Annotated in this window: 15 protein-coding genes; 8 read left to right on the top strand and 7 right to left on the bottom strand. The window is 64.5% G+C overall.

Annotated features, from left to right (window positions below):
- Positions 1 to 38 precede the first annotated feature (38 nt).
- The 3 genes from RB623_RS03395 to RB623_RS03385 all read left to right on the top strand — a co-directional run bounded on the left by RB623_RS03395 (position 39) and on the right by RB623_RS03385 (position 2,439).
- A complete protein-coding gene (locus RB623_RS03395) occupies positions 39 to 392 on the top strand; it encodes a TfoX/Sxy family protein (RefSeq protein ID WP_308055343.1) in 354 nt (117 codons plus the stop codon).
- A gap of 187 nt (positions 393 to 579) precedes the next feature.
- A complete protein-coding gene (locus RB623_RS03390) occupies positions 580 to 1,791 on the top strand; it encodes an NADP-dependent isocitrate dehydrogenase (RefSeq protein ID WP_308055342.1) in 1,212 nt (403 codons plus the stop codon).
- A gap of 9 nt (positions 1,792 to 1,800) precedes the next feature.
- Entirely contained in the window at positions 1,801 to 2,439 is a 639-nt protein-coding gene (locus RB623_RS03385) for a glutathione S-transferase family protein (protein WP_308055341.1), read from the top strand.
- A gap of 88 nt (positions 2,440 to 2,527) precedes the next feature.
- Here RB623_RS03385 and alaS read toward each other — a convergent pair whose 3' ends face one another.
- From alaS to ilvA, 6 genes are all read right to left on the bottom strand, one after another.
- On the bottom strand, positions 2,528 to 5,194 hold the full coding sequence (gene alaS, locus RB623_RS03380; RefSeq protein ID WP_308055340.1) for an alanine--tRNA ligase: 2,667 nt from the start codon (positions 5,192 to 5,194) through the stop codon (positions 2,528 to 2,530).
- Positions 5,195 to 5,394: 200 nt separating this feature from the next.
- Complete coding sequence (gene recA, locus RB623_RS03375) at positions 5,395 to 6,477, bottom strand: recombinase RecA (RefSeq protein WP_308055339.1); 1,083 nt, start codon at positions 6,475 to 6,477, stop codon at positions 5,395 to 5,397.
- 173 nt (positions 6,478 to 6,650) lie between these two features.
- Positions 6,651 to 7,166 carry a hypothetical protein gene (locus tag RB623_RS03370; RefSeq protein WP_308055338.1) on the bottom strand — a complete coding sequence of 172 codons (516 nt, stop codon included), beginning with the start codon at positions 7,164 to 7,166 and terminating at the stop codon, positions 6,651 to 6,653.
- Positions 7,167 to 7,347: 181 nt separating this feature from the next.
- Positions 7,348 to 7,887, bottom strand: a complete 540-nt coding sequence (locus RB623_RS03365) for a DUF1697 domain-containing protein (RefSeq protein ID WP_308055337.1) — start codon at positions 7,885 to 7,887, stop codon at positions 7,348 to 7,350.
- Between the two features lie 37 nt (positions 7,888 to 7,924).
- A complete protein-coding gene (locus RB623_RS03360; protein ID WP_308055336.1) occupies positions 7,925 to 8,314 on the bottom strand; it encodes a VOC family protein in 390 nt (129 codons plus the stop codon).
- Entirely contained in the window at positions 8,311 to 9,564 is a 1,254-nt protein-coding gene (gene ilvA, locus RB623_RS03355; RefSeq protein WP_308055335.1) for a threonine ammonia-lyase IlvA, read from the bottom strand. The genes RB623_RS03360 and ilvA overlap by 4 nt, the downstream gene beginning before the upstream one ends.
- A 149-nt stretch (positions 9,565 to 9,713) precedes the next feature.
- On the opposite strand from ilvA, the gene RB623_RS03350 reads away from it, so the two are divergent.
- The gene (locus RB623_RS03350) at positions 9,714 to 11,171 is read left to right on the top strand and encodes a TrkH family potassium uptake protein (RefSeq protein ID WP_308055334.1); all 1,458 of its coding nucleotides are present in this window, start codon (positions 9,714 to 9,716) and stop codon (positions 11,169 to 11,171) included.
- A gap of 89 nt (positions 11,172 to 11,260) precedes the next feature.
- Positions 11,261 to 12,427: an alpha/beta hydrolase gene (locus tag RB623_RS03345; RefSeq protein WP_308055333.1), complete on the top strand. Its 1,167-nt coding sequence runs from the start codon at positions 11,261 to 11,263 to the stop codon at positions 12,425 to 12,427.
- Between the two features lie 12 nt (positions 12,428 to 12,439).
- On the opposite strand, the gene ade is transcribed toward RB623_RS03345, so the two are convergent.
- The gene (gene ade / locus RB623_RS03340; RefSeq protein ID WP_308055332.1) at positions 12,440 to 14,251 is read right to left on the bottom strand and encodes an adenine deaminase; all 1,812 of its coding nucleotides are present in this window, start codon (positions 14,249 to 14,251) and stop codon (positions 12,440 to 12,442) included.
- Positions 14,252 to 14,402: 151 nt separating this feature from the next.
- Between ade and RB623_RS03335 the strand changes: the two genes are divergently transcribed.
- The 3 genes from RB623_RS03335 (at position 14,403) to RB623_RS03325 (ending at position 18,825) form a co-directional block, all read left to right on the top strand.
- Positions 14,403 to 16,247: a sensor histidine kinase gene (locus RB623_RS03335; RefSeq protein ID WP_308055331.1), complete on the top strand. Its 1,845-nt coding sequence runs from the start codon at positions 14,403 to 14,405 to the stop codon at positions 16,245 to 16,247.
- A complete protein-coding gene (locus tag RB623_RS03330) occupies positions 16,244 to 17,596 on the top strand; it encodes a sigma-54 dependent transcriptional regulator (RefSeq protein WP_308055330.1) in 1,353 nt (450 codons plus the stop codon). Before RB623_RS03335 ends, RB623_RS03330 begins: the two co-directional genes overlap by 4 nt.
- Positions 17,597 to 17,847: 251 nt before the next feature.
- Positions 17,848 to 18,825 carry a tripartite tricarboxylate transporter substrate-binding protein gene (locus tag RB623_RS03325; RefSeq protein ID WP_308055329.1) on the top strand — a complete coding sequence of 326 codons (978 nt, stop codon included), beginning with the start codon at positions 17,848 to 17,850 and terminating at the stop codon, positions 18,823 to 18,825.
- Positions 18,826 to 18,917: the final 92 nt, after the last annotated feature.

Genomic DNA, 18,917 nt, shown 5'->3' with positions numbered 1-18,917 from the left:
ATAGTTGTGTTGGAAAATGAAGGCCGGGGAAGTGAACGATGACGAGCGAACTGGCAGACCGCATTCGCGATATAGTAGGGCAAGACCCGAACATCGGCGAGATCCGCATGTTCGGCGGCATCTGCTTCACGCTGAACGGCAACATGCTGGTCGGTACGATGAAGGACGGCACCTTGCTTGTCCGCGTCGGCGAGGCGCAGGAGGCCGGTGCACTGGCCCGGCCCGGCGCCTCGCTCATGAACTTCACCGGCCGTGAGATGAAAGGTTACATCATCGTCGCCGCCGATGCCCTCGACGACGCGGCGCTTGCAGACTGGATCGCCTTGGCCTCGTCGCATGTGGGGCCGATGCCGCAGAAACAAAAGAAACCGGCGAAGGCCAAGAAAAAATAGATACGGCCTACGCCAGCCTTGATAGACGGCATCGTCGCGCTCACGCCGTGTTCCTGCTCTCTTCCCGACCGGCGCGGCGAGGCGCGAATTGAAGTTGCCGTCGCTCGATTTGCTTTGATATAGGGTCCGTATTCCCTGGCCCACGCCGTTCGGCAACGGTCGCTCCCAACAGCAAGGCATGGTTTCGATGGCGAAGATCAAGGTGGCCAACCCCGTCGTGGAACTCGACGGCGACGAGATGACCCGCATCATCTGGCAGTTCATCAAGGACAAGCTGATCCACCCCTATCTCGACCTCAATCTCGACTACTACGACCTCGGCATCGAGCATCGCGACGCCACCAACGACCAGGTGACCATCGACGCCGCCAATGCCATCAAGAAATACGGCGTCGGCGTGAAATGCGCGACCATCACGCCCGACGAGCAGCGCGTCGAAGAATTCAAGCTGAAGAAGATGTGGAAGAGCCCCAACGGCACGATCCGCAACATCCTCGGCGGTGTCATCTTCCGCGAACCGATCATCATGAAAAACGTGCCGCGCCTGGTGCCCGGCTGGACCAAGCCGATCATCGTCGGCCGTCACGCCTTCGGCGACCAGTACAAGGCGACCGACTTCAGATATCCGGGCAAGGGCAAGCTGACGATCAAGTTCGTCGGCGAGGACGGCACGACGATCGAGCACGACGTGTTCGACGCGCCCGGCGCCGGCGTGGCGATGGCCATGTACAATCTCGACGAATCCATCCGCGAATTCGCGCGCGCCTCGCTGAATTATGGCCTGCTTCGCAACTATCCGGTTTACCTGTCGACCAAGAACACCATCCTGAAAGCCTATGACGGCCGCTTCAAGGACATTTTCCAGGAGGTCTACGAGCAGGAGTTCGAGGCCGAGTTCAAGTCGCGAAAAATCTGGTACGAGCACCGGCTGATCGACGACATGGTGGCCTCCAGCCTGAAATGGTCGGGCGGCTATGTCTGGGCCTGCAAGAACTATGACGGCGACGTGCAGTCCGACACGGTGGCGCAGGGCTTTGGGTCGCTCGGCCTGATGACCTCGGTGCTGATGACGCCGGACGGCAAGACGGTCGAGGCCGAAGCCGCGCACGGCACGGTGACGCGCCACTACCGCCAGCACCAGAAAGGCGAGGAGACCTCAACCAACTCGATCGCCTCGATCTTCGCCTGGACGCGCGGGCTGGCGCATCGCGCCAAGCTGGACGACAATGCCGAATTGAAGAAATTCGCCGACACGCTGGAAAAGATCTGCGTCCAGACCGTCGAGGCCGGTTTCATGACCAAGGACCTGTCGCTGCTGATCGGCCCCGACCAGCCCTGGCTGTCGACCACCGGCTTCCTCGACAAGGTCGACGAGAATCTTCAGAAGGCGATGGCCTGACGCGAGACCATGGGTCAGCCGGTCGTCTACGGCGCGGATTACAGCGTCTATGTGCGCATCGTCCGGCTGGCGCTGCATGAAAAGCGGGTCGACTACGAGCTGATCCCGGTCGACGTCTTCGCCGAAGGCGGGCCGCCGGTCTGGTATTTCGACCATCATCCGTTCGGCCGCATCCCGGCCTTCGAGCATGACGGGCTGCGGCTTTACGAGACCACGGCGATCACCCGCTATATCGACGAGGCGTTCGGCGGCCCTGCCCTGCAGCCGGCGGACGCTCGCGACCGGGCGGTGATGAACCAGATTGTGGCGCTGATCGACGCCTACGCCTATCGCCCGCTGGTCTGGGACATCGCCGTCGAGACGGTAGACAGGCCAAAGGAGGGCATCGCCACCGATCCTGCGGTGGTCGAGGCGGCGATGCCGAAAGCAAGTCTGGCGCTATCCGAACTGACCCGCCTGAAACGGCAGGGCGACTGGCTGCTCGGTGAGAACCTATCGCTAGCCGACCTGCATGCCGCGCCGATTGTCGGCTATTTTCTAAAGGCGCCGCTCGCCGGCCCGATGATCGGGGCGCATTCCAGTCTCGTCGAATGGTGGCGCAAGATCAGCCGGCGGGATTCGTTCCTGGCCACGGAACCGGCGGACTGAGCAGCCGCCGATATCGCCAGCTTCCCGACTCACCGATCCCGTCGGGTTGTGCCGATCTTTGGTGACCGCGGCCCGCGGTGCCCCGACATCAGGCCGCCTCCATCGCCGTCTTCACAGCGGCGATCGCTTCCGCGGAGCGGCTGGCATCCGGACCGCCGGCCTGCGCCATGTCCGGCCGGCCGCCACCGCCCTGCCCGCCAAGTGCCGAGGAGGCGACGCGCACTAGATCGACCGCGCTGAAGCGTTTGGTCAGATCGTCGGTCACGCCGACCACCACGCTCGCCTTGCCGTCATCGGCGGAACCGACAAAGACGACGACGCCGGAGCCGAGGCTCTTCTTGCCCTCGTCAGCGAGGGGCTTCAGATCCTTAGGCGAGACGCCGGAAACCGACTTGCCGAGGAAACCCACGCCCGCGACGGATTCCTTGTCGCCGCCGGCGTCGCCACTGCCGCCGCCGCCCAGCGCCAGCTTCTTGCGGGCGTCGGTCAGTTCGCGCTCGAGCTTCCGGCGCTCGTCGACCAGCACCTCGACGCGCGACAGCGCCTCGGCCGGCGCAACCTTCAACGCCGCCGCGATCGCCTTGAGGCGCCGGTCCTGCTCGTCGAGATGTTTTCTGGCCGCCTCACCCGTCAGCGCCTCGATGCGGCGCACGCCGGCCGCCACCGCGCTGTCGGAAAGGATACGCACCAGGCCGATGTCGCCGGTGGCGACGACATGGGTGCCGCCGCACAACTCCACCGAATAGGACCGGTTGGACTTGGCCCCGTGCAGGCCCGTGCCCATCGAGACGACGCGCACCTCGTCGCCATATTTCTCGCCGAACAGTGCCATCGCGCCCTCGGCAATGGCGTCGTCGACGGACATCAGCCTCGTGGTGACCGGGCTGTTCTGAACGACGATCTCGTTGGCCATCCGCTCGACCTGCTCGAGTTCCTCGGCCGAGATCGGCTTGTTGTGCGAGATGTCGAAGCGCAGCCGGTCGGGCGCCACCAGCGAGCCTTTTTGGGCCACATGCGTCCCGAGGACTTCGCGCAGCGCCTCGTGGACCAAGTGGGTTGCCGAATGGTTGGCGCGCAACGCCGAACGGCGTGCGTGATCGACCTTGAGTTCCGCCGCCGCGTTGACACGTACCGTGCCTTCGGCGACCGTGCCGAAATGCACGAACAGGCCGTCGCCCTTCTTCTGCGTGTCCGAGACCTGGAAGCGGAAACCTTCGCCCGAGACGGTGCCGGTATCGCCCATCTGGCCGCCGGATTCGCCATAGAACGGCGTCTGGTTGACAATCAGCCCGACCGTCTCGCCCTGCCTGGCACTGTCGACCGAAGCACCGTCCCTCACCAGCGCGACAACGACACCCTCGGCCTGTTCGGTGTCGTAGCCTAGAAATTCGGTCGCGCCGGTCCTTTCGCGCACGCCGAACCACACCGTTTCCGTCGCAGCCTCGCCAGACCCTGCCCAGCTCTTGCGGGCCTCGGCCTTCTGCCGCGCCATCGCATCCTGAAAGCCGTCGAGATTGACGGAGATGTGGCGCTGGCGGAGCGCGTCCTGCGTCAAATCCAGCGGAAAACCGTAGGTATCGTAGAGCTTGAACGCCGTCTCACCATCGAGCATGTCGCCCGGACCGAGAGACGCCGTCGCGTCTTCGAGCAGGCCGATCCCGCGCGCCAGCGTCTTTCGGAAACGTGTTTCCTCCAGCTTCAGCGTCTCGGTGATCAACGCCTGGCCGCGCACCAGTTCGGGATAGGCCTGGCCCATCTCGCGCACCAGCGCCGGAACCAGCTTCCACATCAGCGGTTCGTTCGCGCCGAGCAACTGGCCATGACGCATGGCGCGGCGCATGATGCGCCGCAGCACATAGCCCCTGCCCTCGTTTGAGGGCAGCACTCCGTCGGCGATCAGGAAGCAGGACGAGCGCAGATGGTCGGCGATGACGCGGTACGAGGCGACATTGTCCTTGTCGGGTCCACGCCCCAGCGCCGAGGCGGTGGCATCGATCAGGGTGCGGAACAGGTCGGTCTCGAAAACACTGTCGACGCCTTGCAGGATCGAGGCCATGCGCTCCAGCCCCATGCCGGTGTCAATCGACGGGCGCGGCAGATCGATGCGCTGTTCCTTCGTCACCTGCTCATATTGCATGAACACGAGATTCCAGAACTCGAGGAAACGATCCCCGTCCTCCTCCGGACTGCCGGGCGGGCCGCCCCAGATGTGCTCGCCGCGGTCGATGAAAATTTCCGAGCACGGGCCGCACGGCCCGGTGTCACCCATCGCCCAGAAATTGTCCGAGGTCGGGATGCGGATGATGCGGTCCTCGGAGAAGCCGGCGATCTTCTTCCACAGATCGGCAGCCTGGTCATCGGTGTGATAGACGGTGACCAGCAGCTTGTCCTTCGGCAGGCCGAAATCTTTTGTGATCAGATTCCAGGCAAGCTCGATGGCGCGCTCCTTGAAATAGTCGCCAAAGGAGAAATTGCCGAGCATCTCGAAGAAGGTGAGATGGCGGGCGGTGTAGCCGACATTGTCGAGGTCGTTGTGCTTGCCGCCGGCGCGCACACTTTTTTGGGCGGTCGCGGCCCGCACATAGGGGCGTTTCTCCAGGCCGGTGAAGACGTTCTTGAACTGTACCATGCCGGCATTGGTGAACATCAATGTCGGATCGTTGCGCGGCACCAGCGGACTGGAGGCGACGACCTCGTGACCGTTCTTCCCAAAATAGTCGAGGAAGGTCGACCGGATCTCGTTGACGCCACTCATGTCATTGCCTTCTGAAACCCCGCGCGGCGGGAAAATGGACATGGCCTTTTAGCGGCAGCGCCAAAGCCTGTCCACAAGGGCCAAAACCCGCAAAGCCACCGCAAAACACCGCCGAGAACCCGCCCCTTCGGGCCGGCGCACAAAACAAAACCGCCGGCGCGAGGCCGGCGGCAGATCGACAGGAAAGGGACCGGACCCGGTCACATCTCGGCGGCCTCATCGAAACCGCCGTCGCCGCCGTTCTCCAGCAGGCGCTCGGCGATCAGACCCGCATTCTGACGCAGCGCCGTCTCGATCTCGCGCGCCGCATCCGGATTGTCTCGGAGGAACGCCTTGGCGTTCTCGCGTCCCTGGCCGAGCCGCTGCGAATTGTAGGAGAACCAGGCACCCGACTTCTCGACCACGCCGGCCTTGACACCGAGGTCGATCAGTTCGCCGGTCTTGGAAACACCCTCGCCATACATGATGTCGAACTCGACCTGCTTGAAAGGCGGCGCCAGCTTGTTCTTCACCACCTTGACGCGGGTCTGGTTGCCAACCACCTCCTCGCGGTCCTTGATCGCGCCGATGCGGCGGATGTCGAGACGCACCGATGCATAGAATTTGAGCGCGTTGCCGCCCGTCGTCGTCTCCGGCGAACCGAACATGACGCCGATCTTCATGCGGATCTGGTTGATGAAGATCACCATCGTGTTGGATCGGGAAATCGTGGCCGTCAGCTTGCGCAGCGCCTGGCTCATCAGCCGCGCCTGGGCGCCCGGCAGCGCGTCGCCCATCTCGCCCTCGATTTCGGCGCGCGGCGTGAGCGCGGCCACGGAATCGACCACCAGAACGTCGATGGCGCCGGAGCGCACCAGCGTGTCGCAGATCTCCAGCGCCTGCTCCCCGGTGTCGGGCTGCGAGATCAGCAGGTTTTCCAGGTCGACGCCGAGTTTCCTGGCATAGACAGGGTCGAGCGCGTGCTCGGCATCGACGAAGGCGCAGATGCCGCCCTTCTTCTGCGCCTCGGCGACGGTGTGCAGCGCCAAAGTGGTCTTGCCCGAGCTTTCCGGCCCGTAGATCTCGATGATGCGGCCGCGCGGCAGGCCGCCGACGCCCAGCGCGATGTCGAGCCCGAGAGAACCCGTCGAGACGGTCGCAATCTCGACCACGTTCTCGTTGGCGCCGAGCCGCATGATCGAGCCTTTGCCGAACGCCCGCTCGATCTGCGACAGCGCCGCGTCAAGCGCCTTTGATTTGTCCACCGATCTATCCTCAACAAGCCGCAATGTGTTCTGCGCCATGATACATACCCCTTGATCGTCTATGAAGGCCGGCCGATCCGATATTCCTGGTATCTTGTACCGTTTTTGTTCTCATTTGCAAGGGCAACCAAGACATTGGTTTTGCTCAATTTTGCCATGCGCGTTCAAAATATGTTCCGTCTATGGATGCGAACGATGAATCGCCGGATCGGTCAGGGCGCGTCCACACCGCAGGTTTTGGCGAGCCGGGCAACGGTCTCCCCGATTCCCGCGAGGTCGAACACCGCTTCGCCCCTGCCCGCGAAGACGCCGAAGCGCCACGAGAGAAAGAATCGACGGGCGCGCGTCAGCCGGGCGATCTGCTCCTCGCCGTCGGTCTGCAGGGCCCGGCCCATCTGCGCGAGCACCCACTCCTCTCCGAAAGCGCCGCCATTGTCGAAACGGATGGTGACGCCGGCCCGGCCGTCGCCCGAAACCGTCTGGCGCAATTGCACCACCTTCCGCCAGACCGGATAGCGCCGCGCCTCGCAGGACAGCACAAGGGCCGGCCGATAGTCGATGGTGCGGGTGCCGGTGGTCAGCGTATTGAGGCTGTAGAGCGTCGCGCTCGCCTGCTCCCGCCCCTCGGCAACCTTCCAGCGGCCCGCCTGCTGCGCGGCGGCCGGCGCCAAGCCGAAAAGCACTGCGACGAGTACGAGAACGGCCGGCGCGACAAATCGCATGTGCATGGAAACGCTGATCCCACCCATTGTGGCGCGAGTTTTCGGTGCGAACGGCCGCCAAGGCAAGAGCCGACGCTTCCGACTGGGCAGGCCAGGCGAGCCATGTTTAACCGAATCCTGCCGGCATCGGCCAGGAACGGGTCCATGCGGTACGGCCGGGGCGCGTTCCCGTCCGGTCGCCAAGCTGTCAATCCGCCGCGGCCTTCTTGGCCAGTTCCTCAAGTTTCAGCACGGAATTCCAGTTGCGGGCGGTGTTTTGCACCCCGATCAATTTGTCGAAACGCTCCGCCATTTTCGACGTGCCTAAGCCGCCGGGCGTATGGATGTAGGCGACCTTGTCGATGATCTCGATCTTTTCTCCGTCTTTCGCATAGGCGCGAATTGCCTCGACATTGTTCGTGGCGGGCACCTTCTCGAGCACGGCCGCATGCAGGAATTTCGGCACCGCCACAGCGTCGGGGAAGGGGTTGCTGGCGATCAGTTGCGACCATTCTTCCAGCGTCGGCGCATGGATCGCCTTGGCGAATCCGAATCTGTCGCGGCAAATTTCGGCAACCTTGGCGACCGTCTCCTCGCGCGAAAGACCGGTGCGCACGACGGCGTTGCCGCTGTTGATGTAGGTCGCGACGTTTTCGAAACCCGCCGCCGTCAGCGCGTCGCGCAATGGGCCGGTCGGCAATTGCGTGGCTCCGCCGACGCCACGGAACAAAAGGATGAAGACAGTCACAGCACCAAGTCTCCGCTTGAAAGAGCGCAACCGCCTGTCATAGCTGGTTGCTGACTTCGACGAGATTGCCGTCCGGATCGTTGAAATAGACGGACAGGATCGGCCCGCGCGCACCAGACCGCTCCGCAGGTCCTGCAACGATCCGCACGCGCTCATCTTTCAGACGGATCGCGAATTCGGCAATCGGCATGTCGGTGAGCAAACAGAAATTGCCGCTTCCCACAACGGTCGCCGCGGCGATCGACGGCGACGCCCTCGCGTCCTGCAGGCTGATCTTGTTCGAGCCGAAATGCAGCGACCATTTGCCCGGCTTTTCTTCACGCGGCTCCATTCCGAGGACACGTCGGTAGAAAGCAATGGTGGCCGGCACGTCGTTCACGCAAAGCACGATGTGATCCAGCGACCGAATGCTGACCTTGCCGCTCATATGATGAACCCCGCCAGCGTCTCGTTGTCGGTAATGTCCTGATATGCCCATCCGGCTTCGTGAAAACGTTTCGCCAACACGGCGAAGTTTCTGGAATCCTTGGTTTCGAGGCCGATCAGCACAGAGCCAAAATTGCGCGCAGATTTTTTCAGATATTCGAAGCGGACGATGTCGTCATCCGGCCCGAGCAGCGCCAGAAAATCCCGCAGCGCCCCCGGCCGCTGCGGGAATCGGAAGACGAAATATTTCTTCAGCCCCTCGAAGCGCAACGCCCGCTCCTTCACGTCGGGCAACCGCTCGAAATCGAAATTGCCCCCCGAGACGACCAACACCACGGTCTTGCCCTTAAGCTCGCGCCTGGAAAAGTCCTTCAACGCGTCGATCGCCAGCGCGCCGGCCGGCTCCAGCACCACGCCTTCGACGTTGAGCATCTCGATCATGGTGGCGCAGAGCCGGTTTTCCGGGATCAGCCGGACCGCGTCGGGCAAAAAATCCTTCAGATGCCGGAGCGGCTCGCGGCCGATCTCTGCCACCGCGGCGCCGTCGACGAAATTGTCGACTTTCGCCAGTTTCACCCGCTTACCCGCTACAAGCGCCTGCTTGAGGCTGGGCGCACCGGCAGGCTCACAGAAGACGAAACGCGGCCCTTTCGCGCCGCCCATATAACGGGTCACGCCGGCGGCGAGCCCGCCGCCGCCGACCGGCAGAATGACGATGTCAGGCTGCTGGCCGTCCGGCATCTGGGCGGCCATTTCATGGGCGACCGTTGCCTGGCCCTCGATGATGTCCCTGTGGTCGAAAGGCGGCACCATCAGGCCGCCGCTCTCCTCGGCAAAGGCGAGCGCCGCCTTCAGGCAGTCGTCAAAAAAATCGCCGATCAGCCTGATCTCGACGAACTCACCGCCGAAATGTCTGGTCTTGTCGATCTTCTGTTGCGGGGTAGTCACCGGCATGAACACCACGCCGCGTCGGCCAAAATGCCGGCAGACGAAGGCAAAACCCTGAGCATGGTTGCCGGCCGATGCACAAACGAAAAGTTCGGCCCGGTTGCCGTCATTCAGCGCCTTGCGGAAGAAGTTGAAGGCGCCGCGGATCTTGTAGGAGCGCACCGGCGAGAGATCCTCCCGCTTGAGGAAGACGTGTGCGCCGGTTTTGTGCGAGAGATAGAGGTTCTCCTGCAACGGCGTCTCCGCGAACAGGCCGCGCAGGGCTTGGGCCGCGGCCGCCACGCCTTCGGCGAAATCCGTCATGGCTTGCCGCCTCCGATCACCCTGCATTTCCCTTGGAGCATGATCGGCCGCTATTGCATATTCGGCTTCGCGAAGCCACTGTCGCGCGCCGTAGGCGGGCCGCCCGAAGCGTATCCGCCGTAGCGCAAACCGGGGCCAGGGCGCACGTCGTGAACAGATCCGCCGTCCGCGCCGCAGTGCATGTCGCCGCGGTCTTTGCGATCTACCTGTCGCTGGCCATGCTCGTGCCGGCAGCCGTCGACCTGTCGCGCGGCAATCCGGATTGGCGGGCCTTTGCGTTGTCGGCGCTGTTCATGGGCGGGCTGGCTCTGGCCGTCGCGCTGGCGACACAGGGCCGCGCCCCGGCGGTGACGACGCGCTTCGGCTTCCTGCTGGTCAATCTGCTATGGCTGACACTGGCCATCGCCGGCGCAGCGCCGTTCATGATCTCGTCGCTGGAACTCAGCCTCGCCGATGCCTTCTTCGAATCGGTGTCTGGCATCACCACTACCGGCTCCACCGTGATCAACGGGCTGGACCGCGCGCCGCCGGGCCTGCTTCTCTGGCGCTCGCTGCTCAATTTCATGGGCGGTCTTGGCGTGATCGCGCTCGGCCTGTTCCTACTGCCGTTCCTCAACATCGGGGGCGTCTCCTATTTCAAGATCGAATCCTCGGACATCGAGGACCGCCCCTTCGAGCGTTTCCAGACCTTCGCCATCAGCCTGATCGGCGTCTACACGGCGCTCGTGGTGGCCTGCGCGATCCTTTTCGCGGCGGCGGGCATGGGCGGCTTCGACGCCATCAATCACGCGATGGGCGCGCTGGCGACCGGAGGGTTTTCGACCCATGACACGTCGTTCGTGCGCTATTCCGACAATGCCGCCATCCTGTGGATCGGCACCATCTTCATGTTCATCGGCGGGCTGCCCTTCTCGATCATGATCCTGTTCGCGGTGCGCGGCCGGCTCGACGCCTTGCGCGACCCGCAGATCCGCGTCTTCGCCGGCTATTGCGCGGTGTTCATCGTGGCGGTCGCAATCTACCTGCGCGTCAGTCTCGACATGCCTTTCCTACGGGCGCTATCGCATTCGGCGTTCAACCTGACCTCGATCATCACCACCACCGGATTCGCCAGCGACGACTATACGCTGTGGGGACCGTTCGCAGTCGCCTGCATCTTCGTGGCGACTTTCCTTGGCGGCTGCTCCGGCTCGACCACCGGCGGCATAAAGGCCTACCGTTTCCTGATCCTCTATCGGCTTCTGTCGAACGGACTCAGCCGCCTGATCTATCCCGACGCGGTGCGCCCGGTCCGCTACGGCGACCGCACCGTCGACCCGGATACGCAGCGCACTGTGGTTCTGTTCATCGCCGCTTTCTTCGTGATCTGGGGGATCGGCACGATCCTGCTCGGCGCGACTGGGCTCGACCTCGTCACCGCCACGACCGGCGCGCTGACGGCGCTGACCAATGTCGGGCCCGGCCTGGGGCCGATCATCGGCCCGGTGGGAAATTTCTCGTCGCTGTCCGATACGGCGAAATGGGTGCTGTCCTTCCTGATGCTGCTCGGACGCCTGGAGATCCTGGCGGTGCTGGTGCTGTTCACGCCGGCCTTCTGGACCCGGTGACTCGCCATGCGCGCGCTTGCCGCGCTGGACCGGAGCCGCGCATACGTCTATCACGGCGGCCAATGTAGCTAGAGCGCCGCCGAGGGATCATGGTTGGGGGACATCTGCCGAGGCTGGTCCTCATTGCGTTCGCACTCGCCCTGTCAGGCTGCGCCGGCGGCCAGGCGACGCGCGATCTGATTTCCGCCAGCGTCGTCGCCGTGCCGGCCAACCAGATCTCGGGGCGTCACGAGATTTTCGTCGCCACGACGCGCCACAAGTCCGAGCGGCGGGAAGAGGTCTTTGACGGCAGGCGCTCGCCGCAAGTCAGCTACGCCAAGGTCGACATCACCGTTCCGGCGATCCACAAGACCGGCGAGATCGAGCGGCGCAAGAAAAGCCAGCCCGCCGATCCGTCGAAGTTCATGGTGGCGGAATCCGTCACCGCCTATGACGAGTCGGAGTTCGCGAAGGCGCTGCGCACCGACATCGCCAGGAATGGCGGCCGCGCGCTGGTGTTCATCCACGGCTACAACACCGCCTTCGACGGCGCCGTCTACCGGATGACGCAGATCGTCCACGACGCCGGCTACGAAGGGACGCCGGTGCTGTTCACCTGGGCATCCGGCGGGCGAACGGTCGACTACGTCTACGACAGCAACAGTGCCAGCGCGGCCCGCGACGCGCTGGAGCAAACGCTTCGGCTCGTGGCCAAGGCCGGCGCGAAACGCATCGACATCATCGCGCATTCGATGGGCAACTGGGCGACGATGGAGGCGCTGCGACAACTGGCGATCTCGGGCGACCGCGACCTCGACAACAAGCTGGGCGACGTGGTGCTGGCCTCGCCCGACATCGACGTCGATGTCTTCAAGTCGCAGATGGCGCGCTACGGCGTGCCGGACAAGCCGTTCATCCTGTTCCTGTCGTCGGACGACCGGGCCCTGCGCATCTCGGGCCTCATCGCCGGCAGCCAGCCGCGGGTCGGCGACTATGGCGACGCCGCCGATCTCGCCAGTCTCGGCGTTATCGCCGTGGACCTGTCGCAGATCAACTCAGGCGACAGCCTCAACCACACAAAATTCGCCGACAACCCGGTGCTGATCAAGATGCTCGGGGAGCGGCTGAAGCACAACAGCAGGCTTGTCACCAACCAGGAGGAAGCGGACCAGCGGGTCGCCTCGCTGACGCACGGCATCACCGGCACGCTGACCTCTGCGGCGGAAGTCATCATCACCACGCCGATCAACGTGGTGCGGATCGCCGTCGGGCAGTAGGCCCGCGGCGTTTCAGAGAAACAGATCGACCTTCTGGAACGTCGTGACGTCGACCAGCCCGACGTCGGATATGCGCAGTTCGGGGATGACCACCAGCGCCAGCAGCGAATGCTGCATGTAGGCGTTGTTCAGCGAGCATCCCATGTCGCGCATCGCCCTGGTCAGCCGGTCGGCCTTTTGCGCCACGATCTCGGCGCGCTCGTCCGACATCAGCCCGGCGATCGGCATTTCCACCAGCGCCAGATCCTTGCCTTCCGAGATCAGCACCACGCCGCCGCCGATCTCGCCCAGCCGGTTGGCGGCCATCGCCATGTCGGCCTTGTTGGTGCCGACGACGATCATGTGATGGCTGTCATGCGCCACGGTCGACGCCATGGCGCAGTCCTTCACATAGCCGAAGCCCGAAACGAAGGCGTTGGTCACAGCGCCCGTGCCGCGATGGCGTTCGACCAGCGCGATCTGGCAGACGTCGTTCGCCCTGTCCATCGCCACCAGTCCGTTCTCGACCGAAAGATCGGCCTCGAGCGCGCGGGTCGGCGCCTGGTTCTCGATGACGCCGATGACCCGCGCCCGCACCTCGTTGGCGCCCTTGGGCGCCACGATGTCGAAATCGGCGACCTTCAGTCTCTTGCCGAGTCTCACCGTGTTCTTCGCCTGCTTCGGATAGTCGTAGGCGGGAATCTCGGCCACAAGCTTGCCGTCCTTCGCGAGCTTGACGCCGCGGGCATAGACCTCGTCGATCTTCAAGGTAGGCAGGTCGGCAACGATCAGGAAGTCCGCCTGCCGGCCCGGCGTGATCGAGCCGATTTCACGGCCGAGCCGGAAATGCTCGGCGGTGTTGATGGTCGCCATCTGGATGGCGGTCACCGGCTTCAGGCCCTGCGCGATCGCATGGCGGACCACCCGGTCCATGTGGCCTTCATGCACCAGCGTGCCGGAATGGCTGTCGTCGGTGCACAGGATGAAGTTGCGCGGGTCGATCCCCTGCTCCGTCACCGCCTTGATCTGGGCGGCCACGTCGTACCAGGCCGAGCCCAGCCTGAGCATCGCCTTCATGCCCTGGCGCACGCGGGCGATGGCGTCCTCGGCGCGGGTGCCTTCATGGTCGTCCTCCGGCCCGCCGGCGACATAGCCGTGGAAGGACGGGCCGAGATCGGGCGAGGCATAATGGCCGCCGACGACCTTTCCCGCCCTGACGGTCTCGGCGATCTCGCCGGCCATCACCTCGTTGTTGGCAATGACGCCCGGGAAATTCATCACCTCGCCGAGCCCGATGATGTTCGGCCAGGTCATTGCTTCGGCGACGTCGGCAACCGAAAGTGCTGCGCCCGCATGCTCCAGGCCCGGCGCGGACGGCACGCATGACGGCATCTGCACGTGCACGTTGATGGGCATTGCCATCGCCTCGTCATGCATCAGCCGCACGCCGTCCAGCCCCAGCACGTTGGCGATCTCGTGCGGGTCGACGAACATCGATGTCGTGCCGTGCGGGATGACGGCGCGGCAGAATTCCGTGACCGTCACCATGCCGCTCTCGACATGCATGTGGCCGTCGCACAGGCCCGGCACGAGATAGCGCCCGCCGGCGTCGACCACCTTCGTCCCCTCGCCGATGGCGTGCGCCGCGTTCGGCCCACAATAGGCGAAGCGTCCGCCGGCAATGGCAAGATCGGTGCCGGGGATGATCTCGCCGGAATGCACGTTGACCCAGCGGCCGTTGCGCACGACCAGGTCGGCCGGCTTGCGGCCGGTGGCGACATCGACCAAGAGGGTCGCGATCTGCGCCCAGGGTTTCGGTTTCTCGAATGCCGGGTTGCTGGCCATCGCGAAGGAGACTCCATTTCCCGGCACATTGCCAACTCGCGATCAAGATTACCAGTTCCGTTCGGGCCTCACCGAACAGCCGATTGTGTCGGGTCGCGCCGGTCCTGTAATATCTGGCCGCCGTGACAGCGAACACGGCATGTGGTGGCCGATGGTTTCAAGACTCCTCAGCGGACGAGGCATATGGATCGCACTGCTGCTTGCGGCGGCGGCCGTGGTCATCGGCGCCTCGGTCCATCGTATCGCGACGCGCGCTGCGCTGGACGAAGCCGCGTCGCGCGGCCAGACGACGCTGCGGCTGGCGGTCGCCGCACTGTCGGGACAGATGCGCCGATACGAGCCGCTGCCGAGACTCATCGCCGACCAGGAACTCATCCGCGCACTGCTCGCCTATCCGGACGATCTCGCGCTGCGAGCCGAAGCCAACGCCTATCTGAAGGAGATCAATACGCTCCTCGACTCCTCCGACGTCTACATCATGAAGACCGACGGCGACACCATCGCCGCCAGCAACCACGACAGCGAGATCAGCTTCGTCGGCGAGAATTTTACCTACCGCCCTTACTTCCAGGACGCGATGGCCGGAAAACTCGGCCGATTCTTCGCGCTGGGGACAACGTCATTGAAGCGCGGCTATTATTTTTCGGCGCCCGTCATGGTCGAAAACGCCGTGCGCGGCGTCGTGGTGTTCAAGGTCGACATCGACGCCGTCGAGGCATCCTGGAGGGGTGGCAACAACGAGATCATCGTCACCGACCCGGAAGGCATCATCTTCATGAGCGGGCGTGCTGACTGGCTCTATGCCGGCCTGAAGTCGCTGACCGAAGACCGGCTCGCCCGCACCGCCGAATCGCGCCGCTACGCCAACGCTGTTCTACGCGAGCTTCCGGTGTCGCGCGGAAAACCCGAGGCGGGGCATTTTTTCCTGACGATCGCCGGCGACCGGGGCTCCCGCGAATTCCTGGAGCTTTCGGAAGACATGCCGGACGCGGGATGGACCGTGAGCGTGCTGACCGACACCGCTTCGGCGCGCGCGCAGGCGCTGACCAACACGATCGCCGCGCTGCTCTTGTTCGGGCTCGCGGCCCTGCTCGGCGCCATCGTGCTGCAGCGGCGGTCGCGGCTCGCCGAGCGCATGGAGATGCAGAGAAGCGCCCGCACCGAACTGGAGCGGCGTGTCGAGGAACGCACCGCCGACCTTGAGGCGGTCAACACGCAACTCGAACTGGAGATCGCCGAGCGCCGCACGACCGAGCAGCGCCTGCGGCAGACGCAGGCCGACCTCGTGCAGGCCGGCAAGCTGGCGGCACTCGGCCAGATGTCGGCGGCACTCAGCCATGAGTTAAACCAGCCGCTGGCGGCGGTGAAGAACTATGCCGACAATGCCGCCGTGCTGCTCGACCGCGGCCGGGCGGCGGAGGCGGGCGACAACATCTCGCGCATCTCCAGCCTGGCCGACCGCATGGCCACCATCAGCCGCCACCTTCGCAATTTTGCCCGAAAACCGAACCAGAAGCTCGGCCCGGTTCCGCTGGTGGAAGCCGTCGGCGACACACTGGAAATCGTCGGCAGCCGCCTGAAGAGCGCCGGCGCGACGCTCTCGATCGATCTCGGTTCAGATCCGCCAATCGTAATCGCCGGCGCCGTGCGCCTGCAGCAAGTGCTGGTGAACGTCATTTCCAACGCGGCGGACGCCGTGGAGGGGCGCGAAAACCGGACAATCGTGCTGTCGGCATACCGCGACGGTGGCAAAGTGTCGGTAACCGTCCGCGACCCTGGACCCGGCGTACCGCCAGCCATCCTCGACCGCATCTTCGATCCGTTCTTCAGCACCAAGGGTTTTGGCAACGGGCTCGGCCTCGGGCTTTCGATCTCATACAACATCATCAAGGATTTTGGCGGCAGCCTGTCCGCCGCCAACCATCCCGACGGCGGAGCGGTCTTCACCATCGTTCTTGATGCCGCCGATCGCTCCATTGCCGAGGCCGCAGAATGAAGGCGCCGACGATCCTGCTCGTCGACGACGAGGACGAGTTGCGGCGCTCCGTCGCCCAATCGCTCGACCTGTCGGGTTTTGCCGTGCGGGATTTCGCCTCCGGCGGCCGGGCGCTGGACTTCGTCAGCCAGGGTTTCAACGGCGTCGTCATAACAGACATCCGTATGCCAGGCATGGACGGCATGACGCTGATGAGCCGCATCCGCGACATCGACCCGGATATTCCGGTGATCCTGACCACCGGCCATGGCGACGTCCAACTCGCGGTGCGGGCAATGCGCGAAGGCGCCTACGACTTCATCGAAAAACCGTTCACGCCGCAGCATCTTGCCGACATGGCCGGCCGCGCCATGGATCGCCGGCGGCTGGTGCTGGAAAATCGCGAGCTGCGCGCTGTCGCGGGAAAACGCGACGACATCGAGGCCCGGCTTCCTGGACGCACCGCGGTGATGGTCGATTTGCGCTACCGCATCCGCGCCGTGGCGGCGACGGACGCCGACGTCTTGATCATCGGCGACACCGGCGCGGGCAAGGAGGTCGTCGCCCGGGCGCTGCACGACATCAGCCAGCGGGCCATGAAACCCTTCATCGTCATCAACTGCGCCGCCCTGCCCGAGGCGCTGATCGAAAGCGAGTTGTTCGGCCACGAGGCCGGCGCGTTTCCGGGCGCGTTGCGCGCACGCTTCGGAAAATTCGAGCATGCGCGCGGCGGCACAGTGCTGCTCGACGAGATCGGTTCGATGCCGTTCGAATTGCAGGCGAAGCTTTTGCGCGTCATCCAGGACCGCAGCATTACCCGCCTCGGCTCCAACGAGGCGGTGCCGCTGGACGTACGTTTCATCGCCACCAGCAAGGCGGACCTTGAGGCCGAAGCCGCCGCCGGCCAGTTTCGCGCCGACCTGCTCTACCGGCTGAATGTCGTGACCTTGCGCGCGCCTGCTCTCAAGGCGCGACTGGAGGACGTGCCTCTTCTATTCCTGCATCTGGTCGACGAGGCCTGCGCCCGCTATCGCCGCGACAAGGTCGAGGTGCCGCCTTCGGTGATCGCCGACATCGCCCGCCGCGACTGGCCGGGCAATGTGCGCGAGTTGCGCAACGCGGCCGACCGTTTTGTCCTCGGCCTCGCGCACGAGACCGGCGAGGAAGCCGCCGACGATACCGAAAAGACGCTGGCCGAGCGCGTCTCGGGTTACGAGCGCAAGCTGATCGAGCGTGCGCTCACCGCGCATAATGGAAGCCTGAAGCCCGTCTATGAAAGCCTCGGGATCGGCCGCAAGACGCTCTATGAGAAGATGCAGAAATACGGACTCGATCGCCACGATCACGCCAGTGACGAGAAGCTTCCTTAGGCTGCCGACCCGACCGGCTGCCGGCCGCGTGCCAATCCGGCGATATGGGTGGATTTCCACCCACGATGGCGGGCGAATGTCTCGATTCCCACCCGAAAATCTCGATTGTCGGCGAACTCAAGCCGTGAAAATTCCTTCGCGACATTGCATTCGCGGCGTATTGCGTCATTTGCAGTAGGCATCGCCGCCGGCGCAGGGAGGACTGCTCGCGATCCGGGCCGGCGCATGCTTGAAGCCAGGGAGGAAATTTGATGAAGAAACTGCTCGCGACTCTCGCCGTCGCTGCCTCGTTCACGCTCGCAGCCCATTCGGCCGGTGCCCAGACCTACCCCGAGCGGACGATCACGGTGGTGGTGCCTTTCGCCGCCGGCGGGCCGACCGATACCGTGACTCGCCTCGTGGCTGAAGCGATGTCGAAGGATCTCGGCCAGCAGATCGTGGTGGAGAACGTCGGCGGAGCCGGCGGCACGCTTGGTGCCGGCCGCGTGGCCAGCGCCGATCCGGACGGCTACACGCTGCTTCTCCACCATATCGGCATGTCGACCTCGGCGACGCTCTACCGCAAGCTTGCTTATGACACGCTGAATTCGTTCGAATATGTCGGCCTCGTCACCGAGGTGCCGATGACCATCGTGGCGCGCAAGGATTTCGAGCCGGCCGACCTCAAGGGGCTTATCGAATACGCCAAGGAGAACAAGGACGCCGTAACGGTCGCCAACGCCGGCATCGGCGCGGCGTCGCATCTGTGCGGCATGCTGTTCATGTCGGCGATCGACACGCCGCTGGTCACCGTACCCTACAAGGGCACCGGCCCGGCGATGACCGACCTGCTCGGCGGCCAGGTCGACATCATGTGCGACCAGACCACCAACACCACCAAGCAGATCCTCGGCGGCACCATCAAGGGCTATGCTGTGACCACGCCGAAGCGGCTCGACGTGCTGCCCGACCTGCCGACCACCGAGGAAGGCGGCCTGCCCGGCATGCAGGTCTCCGTCTGGCACGGCCTCTACGCGCCGAAGGGCACGCCGGCGGAGGTCAGCGAGCGGCTGTCGAAGTCGCTGCAGGTGGCGCTGAAGGATCCGAACGTGGTCGCCCGCTTCGCCGAGCTTGGCACTACGCCGTCGCCCGAAGCCGACGCCACGCCGGCCGCGCTCAAAGCCAAGCTGGAAAGCGAAATCGCGCGCTGGAAGCCGATCATCGAGGCCGCCGGCCAGTACGCCGACTGAGTTTTCGTCGCCGCCTCCCTGGCTGAGGGGGCATCGCATAGGGCCGACGAGCCGATGCTTTTTGCACCCTCGCCGGCCCTCAAGGCCGCCTA

The organism is Mesorhizobium sp. LHD-90 (assembly GCF_030929505.1).
Lineage (GTDB): Bacteria > Pseudomonadota > Alphaproteobacteria > Rhizobiales > Rhizobiaceae > Kumtagia.
The sequence above is the reverse complement of the archived record's forward strand: the minus strand, read 5'-3'. Positions and strand labels throughout refer to the sequence as shown.